This is a genomic window from Clostridium sp. D53t1_180928_C8 (assembly GCF_015667795.1).
GTDB lineage: Bacteria > Bacillota > Clostridia > Clostridiales > Clostridiaceae > Clostridium.
In genome coordinates this window covers 89,815-102,349 of sequence record NZ_JADPEL010000003.1, presented here as the reverse complement: position 1 = coordinate 102,349, position 12,535 = coordinate 89,815, and the positions used below count along the sequence as shown (strand labels likewise).

Genomic DNA, 12,535 nt, shown 5'->3' with positions numbered 1-12,535 from the left:
TTTATAAGCCACTGTTGAATTTAAAAAGTTGTGTGAAAAGAAAAAAGGTTAATGTAATGTGCAGATTACATTAACCTTTTTTTCTTATGTAATTTTAGTTCTATTTTCCATTTGAGATTTTCTACTAGTATAGCTCTCCACTATCTTCACTATTTATTAAAGCTCTAATTCTTTTTGGTAATATAGGATGAGAACTTATTAAATTATTACACCATACAAAAAAGCCATTTATATCATTACTATTATTTATATAATCATAAACATCAATTCTTTTATAAAGATGTTTACCTGCAAATAAGGAAAATATGGCCTCTACACCAGTATTACCTGTAATCTTTTGGGCTAATCTATCACAACTATATTCTCTAGCTCTTGAAGCAGTACTACCTATTATAGGAATTATAGTAGAAAACATAATAAATAAGTTATAGTAAAAAGTAGCATGTTTATATTTAATGTGAGCTAATTCATGAGCAATTATAAAATTAATAGATTCTAAATCATTATATTCTCTATAAGCAATTTCAAATAAATCACTATCAATTTCAATATATTGTTTACGGATTATAAATGCTGAAAATGCATTCATTACACCATTTTGTTGAATTAAAAGTGCTTCAGGAACTTTTTTTAAATCTATTTTATGAGAAAATTTGGCTATATTGTTATAAACTTCTGGAAAATTGTTTTCGGTAATTTTTATTGCCCTTGATCTATATTTGGCATAATAAAGATTTATTCCAAAAGGAAAAGCAATTATTGCAACAATTCCTGTCAATAAAAGTTGTAATTCAGTTGGAAAGTTATTTAAAGCAGAACTAGGAGACATTATTATATCTGCATATGAAGAAGGATTTAAAAATGATTCTATTATGGTATTAGGCAAAGTATTATAGCTGGATATATTAATTATACAAAAAATTATAACTGCAATTATTATAGAAAAATTAATAAATAATAATATTCCATACCACTTTTTTTCAGATTTATGCCTGCAGCTTTCAATTTCTTTTTTAGTTAAATTTATATTATTATTTTCACTTCTATTCAAAATTTATCAATCCTTTTTTATTTGATATTTTACACATATATATAATACTATACAAATTAATAATTTTTATGTTAATTATAACTGAAAATAAAAATTAAATAATGTTTAAGATTAAAAACTAAAGTTTAAATTTTATTATAATTTGGTATAATAGGTATTAATTAGAAACAATGGAGGGTAATACGTTGCATAATAAAATTTTAGTAATTGAAGATGATGAAAGTATAAATGATATTCTTATAAACTCTTTAAGAGTAGAAGGATATATAGTAAAAAGTGCATTTAATGGGAAAGAGGGTAGAGGACTATTAAGTACTTTTTTACCTGATTTAACATTACTTGATATAAACTTGCCGGATGAAAGTGGATTTGATTTATGCAAATTTATTAATAGTGATTATGGTATTCCTATAATAATGCTTACTGCTAGAAATGATGTTTTTGACAAAGTGTTGGGATTAGAGTTAGGAGCAGATGATTATATAACAAAGCCATTTCATATTAAAGAAGTATTAACTAGAGTAAAGATAGCCTTAAGAAGAGTAGAAAAATATAGTGAGCAATCAAAAACAATTTTTGTGAGTTTAACTTCAGATATAAAAATTAATTATGAGAGTAGAACTGTTATGAAAAACTCTAAAGAGGTTATTTTAAAACCTAAGGAATATCAGTTGTTAGAATTTTTATCTCAAAATAGAGATAGAGTATTTTCAAGAGAAGAGCTATTAGATAATGTATGGGAATTTACATATGATGGAGATTTAAGAACTATAGATATTCATGTTAGAAGATTAAGAAGTAAATTAGATGAAGGAAATTCTAAATCTATAATAGAAACTGTATTTGGTATTGGATATGTTATGAGGAGATATAATGAAAATAAAGTATAAGATAATAGTTGGAATTTTAACTATTCTTATAGTGTTAGGAGTAGTTATGAATTTTTCTATATCTACAATTTTAAAAAAAGATATGGAAAGCAATATAATAAATTCTTTAGAAGAAATAATGAAGAGTACTAGGGAGGCCATAAAATACAGATTAACTATTGATCCATCATTAGATAAAAAGATGTTATTATTACAAGAATCTGAGTATTTAAATAATTATATATCCTTAAATTATGAAAGTAATTCTAAGATTATAGGACTAGATAATAATGTATACATAAGTAATATAAAAAAGGATATTGATAGTATGGATACTTTATATTTAAAGGCGTTAGAGGGTGAGGTAATTGCTAATTTAAAATATACTAATAAAGGAATTGATGGATATTTAACATACTTAATATTTATAAATGGACAAAGTTTAGGTGTATTACATTTAGAAAAAAACTTTGATGATACATACTCACAATACAATAAAACAATTATGTTTATTAGATTAGTAGTTGTAATAATATTTCTGTTAATATTAATATTGTCGTACTTTATAGCTAGTAGAGTTACACAACCTATAACAATACTTACTAAAGCAATAAAGGAAGTTGGAGATGGGAATTATGGCATGTCTATTTCGTATAAAGGTAATGATGAGATTGCAATAGTATCAAAAGAATTTAATAGTATGAATAGCAAAATAAAACAGCAAATTAATACAATAAAAAAGGAAAAAGAAAAAGTAGAAACCCTTGAAAAAAGTAGAAAGCAATTTTTTGATAATGTAACACATGAAATAAAAACGCCTTTAACAGCAATAATAGGTTACTCTGAAATGATTAAGGATAATATTGTAGATAGTGAGGAATTTAAGAAAAAATCTATAGAAAGAATATATTCTGAAAGTCAAAGATTAAATTTACTAGTTTTGGATTTGATAAAGATATCAAAAGGTGTATCAACAATAGATGAAAATATAGTAAATGTAGATATATATGAAGTTATTAATCAAATTTGTGATGATATGCAAATAAAAGCAAATAAATATGGAATCAAAATAAAGAGAAATATAAATAGAGGAATGATTAATGGAAGGGTAAATAAAATTAGAGAGTTAATTATTAATTTATTGGATAATGCTATAAAATATACTGTTAATTCGAATACGGTTTATGTAAATTCTTATGTAAATGATGATTATTATTATATAGAAGTTATAAATAATGGAAATGTTATACCAAGAGAAATTTATAATTCTATATTTGATCCTTTTGTTAGAAATGATAATTATAAAGATGAAGATAGTAGGGGATTAGGATTATATCTATGTAGTGAAATAGTTAAGGATCATGATGGAGAAATTACTATAACTAATGGAGAAAAAATTATTGTTAATATAAAGATTCCTTGTTTTAGAAATAAGTTGGAAACAACATTGTAAAATTTAGAAATTTTTACTTTATATAATGTAAATATAAAGAACAAGGAGGAATAAATAAAATGAAAAAAAGAGCAATTATACAAGTTATATCAGTAATTTTATTAGGTTATTTAGCTATTGGATCTTTAGAAGAAGTAATTCCAACAGCGAAGGAAGTGGTCATATCTGAAAATGTTAGAGAGGATATAAAAGCAGAAGAAGAGGAAGTATATGTTTTAAAAAGAAAGGCAAATGAATATTTAGAGCAAAATAGCTTTGATGATGCAAAAAGCTTATATGAAAAAGCAATACTAATGGACAAGGGTAATAAAGATTTATATATAGAAATAAAGGATGAATATATTAAGTATAATAGATTAGATGATGCTTATAATATAGTAAAAATGGCTATAGATAATAAGGTTGATATAGATAATATGAATACAATTATTACGGATATAAAGAATAAGTTTGAAAAGATTCAGTATAACTATACAGTAGTACAAGGAGATAAATATGAATTACCAGTTGAAGGTATAATAAATGTAAATGGTAAAGATATTAGTGTTCCAATATTTTGGAGTGAAAAAGAGGTTAACACTAATAACACTGGTAGTTTTATTTATGAAGGTGTAAATGAACAATATGGTAGAAGTTTTATTGTTAACTTAAGTGTTGAATATAGACAACTTACAGAGAAAGAGATAAGAGAGCTTTCATTGAGAGCTAAGAATGCAGTTGATAGTGTAATTGATAGTATAAATTTAGATTTAGACAATATTATAGTAGAGGGAGAAAGAAATTTTGCACCTTCATATAAGTATAAAACAAGACAACAAAGTATTGAAGATTTATCTGAATATTGTACGAATGATACGATTTATGATTTGATAGAGAATCATACTATTGAGAAAGAAGGGCAATTATATATAGTATGTGGAAATTTTGGATGTTGTAGCCAAATATCATTAGAATATGATGATATAAAAATAGAACAAACTGAAACAACATTAAAAGCAGTTTATAGTAAACAGATAAATGCTAGTGATGATATATGTATTCAAACTTATAATTTTATAAAATATAATGATTCATGGCTTTTAACTGATTTTTATGTATATAAATAAAAGTTAAGATAAATAAGGAACTATCACTTATGGATTTAATCCAATAATACGATAGTCCCTTATTTTATTTTAATTATCTTTCTTTGTTAGCTATTTCAGTAGTTATTCTAGAAACAAAAGCATCTAAAGCCATTGCGCCCTCATCATCATTTTTTCTACTTCTTACAGAAACTTCATTATTTGCTGTTTCTTTTTCTCCAACAACTAGAATATAAGGAACTCTTTCAAGTCTAGCCTCTCTAATTTTATAACCAATTTTTTCTGTTCTGTGGTCAGCTTCAACTCTTACACCATTTTTTCTTAAAGCTTCAACTACTTCATCAGCATAGACAGCATACTTATCAGAAAGGGGAAGAACCTTAGCTTGAACTGGAGACATCCAAGTTGGGAATGCACCAGCATATTTTTCGATTAAAGTAGCGATAGTTCTTTCATAACATCCAATTGATGATCTATGAATAACGAACGGTATTTTCTTTTCGCCATCTTTATCGATATAAGTCATACCAAGTCTTTCACCTAAAGCAAAGTCAATTTGAACAGTGATTATTGTATCTTCTTTTCCGTGAACGTTCTTAGATTGGATATCTAATTTTGGCCCATAGAATGCAGCTTCACCTTCAGCCTCAACATAATCTATATTTAAATGATCTAATATAGTTCTCATTTGATTTTGAGTAGCTTCCCAAGCTTCTGGATTGTTGATATATTTTTCAGTATTTGTTGGATCCCATTTAGAGAATCTGTAAGAAATATCTTCAGATATTCCTAAAGTTTCCATAACGTAATTTATTAAATCAACAACACTCTTAAATTCTTCTTCTAATTGTTCAGGAGTACAGATAATATGACCTTCTGATAAAGTAAATTGTCTAACTCTAGTTAAACCATGCATTTCTCCAGATGATTCTTTTCTAAATAGAGTAGAAGTTTCAGCATATCTTATAGGAAGATCTCTATAACTATGTTGCTCTGCATTGTAAACTGTGAATTGGAATGGGCAAGTCATTGGTCTTAATGCCATAACTTCAGTATCCTTTTCTTCATCACCTAATACAAACATACCATCTTTATAGTGGCTCCAGTGACCAGAAGCAACAAATAGGTCATTTTTAGACATAAATGGAGTCTTAGTTAAAACATAACCTCTTCTTTCTTCTTCATCTTCAATCCATCTTTGAAGAGTTTGGAATAATTTAGCTCCTTTAGGCATGAATAGTGGAAGACCTTGACCTACTTTTTCATCAGTAGTAAATATTCCAAGTTCTCTACCTAATTTGTTATGGTCTCTTTTTTTAGCTTCTTCTAAAGCTTCTAAATAAGCATCTAAATCAGCTTTCTTTAAGAATGCAGTTCCGTATATTCTAGAAAGCATCTTATTTTTTTCGTCACCTTTCCAGTAAGCACCAGCAGTTCTTATAAGCTTAATTGCTTTGATGTTCTTTAATGATAATACGTGAGGACCACAGCAAAGATCTGTGAAATCACCTATTTTGTAGAAAGAAATAATTTCATCTTCAGGTAAATCATTTATTAATTCTACCTTGTATGGTTCATCTTTCATAAGCTCTAAAGCTTCGTTTCTTGGAAGTTCAAATCTTTCGATTTGAGGATTTTCCTTTATTATTTTTTTCATTTCAGCTTCAATTTTATCTAAGTCTTCAGAAGTAAATGCTTTTTCTACGTCAAAATCATAGTAGAATCCATTTTCAATAGATGGTCCTATAGCAATTTTAGCTTCTGGATATAATCTTTTAACTGCAGCAGCAAGAACGTGAGATACACTGTGTCTTACAGCATTTTTTCCTTCTTGAGAATCAAAAGTACAAATTTCTAATTCGCAATCTTCATTTAATGTTGTTCTTAAATCAACAACATTTCCATTAACTATTCCACATTGAGCAACTCTTGCTAACCCTTCGCTTATTGCTTTTGCAACATCTAAAACTGATGAGCCATTTTCAACTTCTTTAATTGAGCCATCTTTTAAAGTGATTTTTATCATAATTTATATCTCCCTTCGTTTATAATTAAGAATTAATCAATAAGAGTTAAAGTGTTGTGTAGCTATTTTTAACTCAAACAATTAGTCTTAAAATTAAAAGTATAATAATTTACTGTATAAAAAAAGCCCTTCGTCGCTTTTCTTATACAAATATAGTATAGAAAAGGGACGAGAGCATTATATTCCCGCGGTTCCACCCTTAATTGTCTAAAATAGACCACTTAAGTAAACATCGTAACGTGATGCAACGGACTGGATTAGAGTCTCTCAGAGGTAGTCTTCAATTAATTTCATTTAAAAATACTTTCAGCTACTGTATTTTCTCTCTGAAAATGAAGGTTTAATTTACTCGTCTCGTCATCGAATTAAAATAATTAGAATTTTACTTAACAATAATTATAATTATGTAGCTTTCTAATGTCAATAAAATGTAATATAAAATATTTTAATTAACAGGTTATATTATTAAGTAAAGTAGCATATCATTGTATAAATTAGATTTAAGGGGTGAATCTTATGCATGATTATGATGGGGTTGAATTTTCTTCTTATGATTGGCTTCAATACTTCTCCAGTAAGTCTAATCATTGGGTTTTGAGATATTGGAGAAATAATAAAGAAGGATTTTTTAATAGATTTACAATAATAAGTGATAGAAGATTATTAATAATAGGTGATAAGGAAAGGTGTAATACTTACGAATTTAGAAAACCTTTAGGAGAGTCTTTTGTACAACTTAATATGGAATTATAAATAAAAAGAGTTAATTATAATTGAAATTTAATGTAAAATATGGTAAAATTTAAATAAAGTTATTAATTGCAGATATGGCGGAATTGGCAGACGCACTAGACTTAGGATCTAGCGCCAATGGCGTAAGGGTTCGACTCCCTTTATCTGCACCATTTTTATTTTGCGAAAGTGGCTCAATGGTAGAGCGTCACCTTCCCAAGGTGGATATTGCGGGTTCGAGCCCCGTCTTTCGCTTATAAATTTTTTAAAAGAATATATTGACAATATTAAATATTGATTTTATAATAAAAATGTACTTGCGGGTATCGTATATCGGTAATACTCCAGCCTTCCAAGCTGGAAAGGTGGGTTCGATTCCCACTACCCGCTCCAATTTTAAGCTGTGTATTACACAGCTTTTTTTATTTTATTATAAAAAAAGTAGTAGAATAAGATAACTTATTACATACTACTATAATTTCAAAAATTTAATCTTAAAGAACATCTATTAACAAATCTAGAGCAAGTTCTTCTAAAGTATCTACAGTATATCTGACACAACCCATTAAAGTAAAAATTATATCCTCTTTTTTATAACCTTCTTTATATCTTTTTAGGTTTTTTAATAATCTCTTTAAAGAGTTATTATGAATACCTAAAAGTTGTGATATTTCTTTTGGAGAATAATACTCTTTTGGCAGAATGCTGTACAATTTAGTTTGCATATCAATTTTATATTGAAGATCAACAAATTGATTCTGATGCGGACCGTTTTTACCTCTATGATGTAAAGCACATAAATACTTGTAGTTTACCTCAATGTCAAAACCGCCTTCACTTCTATGAACTATATGATGAATATCCGCCTTATCGCCACATATCTCACAATTGTACAATGGATTGCCCCCTTTAATCCTTTTATTATATTATAATCTAAATTGTGTGAAATATCAAACTTACATAACTTTAAGCCCTTACTATTGATTAGTTTTGCTATAAAGTGTTAGTATTAATATATAGTATATTATATTAAAAATTATGAAGAAAGGTGATAATGTGAGGCAAAATTATAATTCCCTTGATTATTGGAAAGAACTAATTAGTGAAAATAGAACTATTAGAGGACATATGCTTATGAATAAAATGCCGACAGATAAAAGCCTTTATATTCACACATTAATTTTTTGCAAAGAAAATGGATTAAGTAATATTTGGGGGTATTTACCAGATATTAGAGCTCTAATAGGTTATATTCAATATTCTTTTTTACCAGAAGCTTTTTATATATGGATTAACTCTAAAGAAGGATCAATTCAATCGATTCCTATAAAATCTGTAGAACAAATAATAAGTGATGGTGAAAGAAATAAAAAAATTACTAAAGAAGAAGCTGAAAACATGAGAAAGCATGTTGATATGATTAAAAAATGTTGGGATTTACCTAAGAATAAATTAATGAGAGAAATAAAAAAATTTGCAAGAGACTTTAATAGAACTTGGTATGGAGATAGTAGGGAATTCTTATATTTAAAGATATTTGAAAAACCTGATGAGTTAGGAAAGTTTGTAATTGAATCAAACTATATGTCAAGTAGCGAAGATGAGTTTAAGAAGAAAACTAATGAAGACATGGAAACATGGTTACACATATGTAAGCATGCAACAACTAATAAAAAAGCTGGTGAGATTTTTAGAAAAATATTACAAAAAAGTCTTACGGAAGTAATATAAAATGCCTTGACAGTATTATTACTATTTATTATAATTAATACTGTCGAGAATATGCGGGTATCGTATATCGGTAATACTCCAGCCTTCCAAGCTGGAAAGGTGGGTTCGATTCCCACTACCCGCTCCATTTATTTGATTTTTTATGCGCTATTAGCTCAGTTGGTAGAGCACCTGACTCTTAATCAGGGTGTCCCCGGTTCGAACCCGTGATGGCGCACCATAAAAGGAAGTAATTTAATTACTTCCTTTTATTTTTTATAAATAAATTTTAAATATATATGTAATTAATAAAAGATAAAATTTATAGGTAAAATTTTATGGAAAAAACTTTTTTGTTGACATAAAATTATTAATTTGTTAACATGTAATATATAATCATCTTCTTTTAAATGGGAGATGTAAGTTTGACTAACCAAATTTAAAATTTGGAGTTTTACTTAAAAGAATACTTATCAAGAGTGGTGGAGGGACTGGCCCTATGAAGCCCGGCAACCTATTAACAGTTACTAATTAGAAGTTAATAGTGGGTAGTTAAAGTGAAGGAAATTTTTTAGAATTTCATTCATGGACTACTAACTAAAAATTACTAATTGATGGCTGTATTAATGTGGTGCTAAATCCTGATAGATGAGAGAAATATATGTAGTTTAGAATTTTATGCTTCTGAGTTTCTCAGGAGCTTTTTTTTATTGAAAAAAATAATTTAGGAGGAATTAATAATGAACAAAAGAGGGAATGGATGGGCATTATTACCGCTGCTTGTATTTATAATTGTTTATGTAGCATCAGCTTTATTAGCTAAGGATTTTTATGCTGTGTCAGTAATAGTGCCATTTTTAGCAGCAACATTAGTTGCATTACTTATGAATAGAAAAGTAAAATTTGAAGATAAAGTAGAAATATTCTGTAAGGGTGCAGGAAATACTAATATTATTTTAATGGTGTTAATTTTTATACTTGCAGGAGCATTTGCACAAGTTGCAAAGTCAATGGGAGCAGTTGATTCAACGGTAAATTTAGGTTTATCAATACTTCCAAGTAATATAATGATTGCAGGAATATTTATAATTGCTTGTTTCATATCGTTGTCAGTTGGAACATCGATGGGAACAATAGTTGCATTAGTACCAATTGCAGTTGGAGTTGCAGAAAAAACAGGAATAATTACAGCAGTTGCAGTTGCATCAGTAGTTTGTGGAGCGATGTTTGGTGATAATTTATCTATGATTTCAGATACAACAATTGCAGCGACTAGAACTCAAGGTTGTGAAATGAAGGACAAGTTTAAAATGAACTTCAAAATAGTATTACCAGCTGCAATTATTACAGCACTTATATTTGTATTAATAACAAAAGATGCCTCAATAACTACTGTTGAAGCATTAGATTATAGTTTAATTAAGATAGTACCTTATATCGCAGTTATAATAGGAGCATTAGCAGGATTAAATGTTATTGTTGTTTTATTGGGGGGAATAGTAATAGCAGGAGTTATAGGATTTGTTAGTGGAAGTTTTGATTTATTAGGCTTCTTTGGAGCAATAGCTGATGGTATTGGTGGAATGAGTGAACTTATAATAATATCACTTTTAATTGCAGGTACTATAGAGATTATAAAATATAATGGTGGAATTGATTTTATAATAAATAAAGGATTAAGAGGGTTTAAGAGCAAAATGGGGGCTGAATTTGGAATTGCAGCTTTAGTAAGTTTAGTTGATATCTGCACAGCTAATAATACTGTTGCTATAGTTACAGTAGGACCTATAGCTAAAGATATATCTGATGAAGTAGGACTTGAACCTAAGAGAGTAGCTGGAATTATGGATATGTTTTCATGTGTATTTCAAGGGGTTATACCTTACGGAGCGCAGCTTATATCAGCAGCAGGACTTGCAGCGCTTTCACCTTTTGCAATAATGAAATACTTATTTTATCCATATTTAATGGGAATTTCGGCTATTATAGCGATAGTTTGGTATCATAGAAAAAAGAATAATAATGTTAAGAGTAATTGAAAAAAAGCTGTTTAACAATAAATTAACTAAAAAAATAAGAGTTACTAAATGTAACTCTTATTTTTTAGAACAATAGAAGTAATATTTAAAAGCTTAACTCTTTAATTAAAAAGTAGGCAAATGGATTGAGAAGAGATTCCTAGCCCTTCTCCTGTGAATCCAAGGCCTTCTTCGGTTGTTGCTTTAACATTTATTTGATCTATTGATATATTTAATGCAGATGCAATGTTTTCTCTCATTATAGGTATATGAGGAGCCATTTTAGGCTTTTGAGCAATTATTGTTGCATCTATATTTCCAATTTTATAGTTATGTTCATTTAATAATTTTCCGACATGTTTTAATAACTCTATACTAGATATGCCTTTATATTTAGGATCGGTATCGGGAAAATGCTTGCCAATATCACCTAATGCAGAAGCGCCAAGTAAAGAATCCATTATTGCATGTAGCAAAACATCGGCATCAGAATGTCCCAATAATCCAAGTTCATAAGGTATATTAACCCCTCCAAGAATTAAATTTCTATTTTCAACTAACTTATGTACGTCATATCCCATTCCTATTCTCATTAAATCACCTCATTAATTTTTTTAAATATATTTTAACATAAAGATGAAAAATGGATATAACAAAAATGGGATATTTATAATTAATAGTTTGAAGTCTTTCTATTGTTATATGAAGTTGTCTTCTTTTTTCGGGATAGTGTTAGTCCATTTGGTAATATTGTTATAAACCTTGAGTAAAGCTTATAGAAAAATAAAAATGCTTTAGAAGTAATTTTTTTTCTTTTGAATATGAAATCGATGTAAATCACATTATCTTTATTATATTTCATAAACTCCCCCATATAATTTACATTAAAATGTATTAATGTTTTTTTAATGCTTTATGTTATAATATATGTAGAAAAAAATATATATGTACAAATTTAAAAAAATAATATTAATTAGGGGTGGATTCAGTGGGAAAATTCAGGAGAGTAGTTGGAGTTATATTAATACTTATAGGAGTAGGAATAATTGGTAATGTAGCTTATAAAAAGATAGTTACATCTAATAAGCAAAATGAATTGTTAGAAGTGTTTGAAAGTCAACTTGCAGAAGCTAAAAATCCAGATAGTAGTGAACCAGTAAGCTTAGAACCGATAAACGGATATACGCCAGTAGCTATTATGGAAATACCATCAATTAAATTAAAACAACCAATAGTTGATGGGATTACAGAAGATGTAATTAAGTATTTTTTAGGTAGATTTCCAGAGTCAGCAATGCCAGGACAAGTAGGTAACTTTGCAGTAGCAGGACATAGAGTGTCAGATTTTACAGATGCTTTTATAAATTTATATAAGGTTAAGTCTGGTGATGAGGTAATCGTTACTACTAAAGATGGAAGATATACCTATGAAGTAGATAATAGCTTTATAGTAGAGCCAGACCAAGTTGAAGTTTTAGAAGCTGCAGATTATGAAAAAATGACTTTAGTAACATGTACTATAGGATCTAAAAGAAGAGTAATAGTAACAGGAAAATTAATAGGAAAAGAAGACTTGTAAGGGTTGGAGGAT

At 28.0% G+C, this 12,535-nt stretch carries 11 protein-coding genes, 5 tRNA genes, 1 riboswitch and 1 other annotated feature; of the genes, 12 read left to right on the top strand and 4 right to left on the bottom strand.

Annotated elements, in window-relative coordinates; translation table 11 throughout:
- Positions 1-124 precede the first annotated feature (124 nt).
- Entirely contained in the window at positions 125-1,051 is a 927-nt protein-coding gene (locus I4V51_RS03200; protein ID WP_195986892.1) for a M48 family metallopeptidase, read from the bottom strand.
- A 185-nt stretch (positions 1,052-1,236) separates the two neighbouring features.
- Here I4V51_RS03200 and I4V51_RS03195 point away from each other — a divergent pair, with 185 nt between their 5' ends.
- Genes I4V51_RS03195 through I4V51_RS03185 form a run of 3 tightly spaced genes read left to right on the top strand, consistent with a single transcriptional unit; the run spans position 1,237 to position 4,479 of the window.
- Positions 1,237-1,941 carry a response regulator transcription factor gene (locus I4V51_RS03195; RefSeq protein ID WP_195986891.1) on the top strand — a complete coding sequence of 235 codons (705 nt, stop codon included), beginning with the start codon at positions 1,237-1,239 and terminating at the stop codon, positions 1,939-1,941.
- On the top strand, positions 1,925-3,373 hold the full coding sequence (locus I4V51_RS03190; protein WP_195986890.1) for a HAMP domain-containing sensor histidine kinase: 1,449 nt from the start codon (positions 1,925-1,927) through the stop codon (positions 3,371-3,373). The genes I4V51_RS03195 and I4V51_RS03190 overlap by 17 nt, the downstream gene beginning before the upstream one ends.
- Positions 3,374-3,432: 59 nt before the next feature.
- Entirely contained in the window at positions 3,433-4,479 is a 1,047-nt protein-coding gene (locus I4V51_RS03185) for a tetratricopeptide repeat protein (protein ID WP_195986889.1), read from the top strand.
- A gap of 73 nt (positions 4,480-4,552) precedes the next feature.
- Here I4V51_RS03185 and thrS read toward each other — a convergent pair whose 3' ends face one another.
- The gene (gene thrS / locus I4V51_RS03180) at positions 4,553-6,484 is read right to left on the bottom strand and encodes a threonine--tRNA ligase (RefSeq protein WP_195986888.1); all 1,932 of its coding nucleotides are present in this window, start codon (positions 6,482-6,484) and stop codon (positions 4,553-4,555) included.
- Positions 6,485-6,645: 161 nt separating this feature from the next.
- Positions 6,646-6,854 (bottom strand) — a binding site (T-box leader).
- 146 nt (positions 6,855-7,000) lie between these two features.
- Here thrS and I4V51_RS03175 point away from each other — a divergent pair.
- The 4 genes from I4V51_RS03175 to I4V51_RS03160 all read left to right on the top strand — a co-directional run bounded on the left by I4V51_RS03175 (position 7,001) and on the right by I4V51_RS03160 (position 7,609).
- Positions 7,001-7,237: a hypothetical protein gene (locus I4V51_RS03175; protein WP_195986887.1), complete on the top strand. Its 237-nt coding sequence runs from the start codon at positions 7,001-7,003 to the stop codon at positions 7,235-7,237.
- A 68-nt stretch (positions 7,238-7,305) separates the two neighbouring features.
- Positions 7,306-7,389, top strand: a tRNA-Leu gene (locus I4V51_RS03170).
- Between the two features lie 10 nt (positions 7,390-7,399).
- Positions 7,400-7,471 (top strand) — tRNA-Gly (locus tag I4V51_RS03165).
- Positions 7,472-7,535: 64 nt separating this feature from the next.
- Positions 7,536-7,609, top strand: a tRNA-Gly gene (locus I4V51_RS03160).
- Positions 7,610-7,710: 101 nt separating this feature from the next.
- Here I4V51_RS03160 and I4V51_RS03155 read toward each other — a convergent pair.
- Complete coding sequence (locus tag I4V51_RS03155) at positions 7,711-8,112, bottom strand: HNH endonuclease signature motif containing protein (RefSeq protein ID WP_195986886.1); 402 nt, start codon at positions 8,110-8,112, stop codon at positions 7,711-7,713.
- A 160-nt stretch (positions 8,113-8,272) separates the two neighbouring features.
- Between I4V51_RS03155 and I4V51_RS03150 the strand changes: the two genes are divergently transcribed.
- From I4V51_RS03150 to I4V51_RS03135, 4 genes are all read left to right on the top strand, one after another.
- Positions 8,273-8,947 (top strand): hypothetical protein, encoded by a 675-nt coding sequence (locus I4V51_RS03150; RefSeq protein ID WP_195986885.1) that lies wholly within the window; start codon positions 8,273-8,275, stop codon positions 8,945-8,947.
- Between the two features lie 53 nt (positions 8,948-9,000).
- Positions 9,001-9,074, top strand: a tRNA-Gly gene (locus tag I4V51_RS03145).
- 17 nt (positions 9,075-9,091) lie between these two features.
- A tRNA-Lys gene (locus I4V51_RS03140) sits at positions 9,092-9,167 on the top strand.
- Between the two features lie 226 nt (positions 9,168-9,393).
- Positions 9,394-9,581, top strand: a riboswitch (SAM riboswitch).
- Between the two features lie 85 nt (positions 9,582-9,666).
- Positions 9,667-10,965: a Na+/H+ antiporter NhaC family protein gene (locus I4V51_RS03135; RefSeq protein ID WP_195986884.1), complete on the top strand. Its 1,299-nt coding sequence runs from the start codon at positions 9,667-9,669 to the stop codon at positions 10,963-10,965.
- Between the two features lie 101 nt (positions 10,966-11,066).
- On the opposite strand, the gene ispF is transcribed toward I4V51_RS03135, so the two are convergent.
- Positions 11,067-11,537: a 2-C-methyl-D-erythritol 2,4-cyclodiphosphate synthase gene (gene ispF / locus I4V51_RS03130; protein WP_195986883.1), complete on the bottom strand. Its 471-nt coding sequence runs from the start codon at positions 11,535-11,537 to the stop codon at positions 11,067-11,069.
- 395 nt (positions 11,538-11,932) lie between these two features.
- On the opposite strand from ispF, the gene I4V51_RS21475 reads away from it, so the two are divergent.
- Positions 11,933-12,523, top strand: coding sequence for a class D sortase (locus tag I4V51_RS21475; RefSeq protein ID WP_195986882.1), 591 nt, complete (start codon positions 11,933-11,935; stop codon positions 12,521-12,523).
- Positions 12,524-12,535: the final 12 nt, after the last annotated feature.

Coding starts and splice junctions, on each gene's coding strand:
- I4V51_RS03190 (WP_195986890.1), top strand. CDS start 1,925: ATGAAAATAAAGTATAAGATAATAGTTGGAATTTTAACTATTCTTATA.
- I4V51_RS03185 (WP_195986889.1), top strand. CDS start 3,433: ATGAAAAAAAGAGCAATTATACAAGTTATATCAGTAATTTTATTAGGT.
- thrS (WP_195986888.1), bottom strand. CDS start 6,484: ATGATAAAAATCACTTTAAAAGATGGCTCAATTAAAGAAGTTGAAAAT.
- I4V51_RS03175 (WP_195986887.1), top strand. CDS start 7,001: ATGCATGATTATGATGGGGTTGAATTTTCTTCTTATGATTGGCTTCAA.
- I4V51_RS03135 (WP_195986884.1), top strand. CDS start 9,667: ATGAACAAAAGAGGGAATGGATGGGCATTATTACCGCTGCTTGTATTT.
- ispF (WP_195986883.1), bottom strand. CDS start 11,537: ATGAGAATAGGAATGGGATATGACGTACATAAGTTAGTTGAAAATAGA.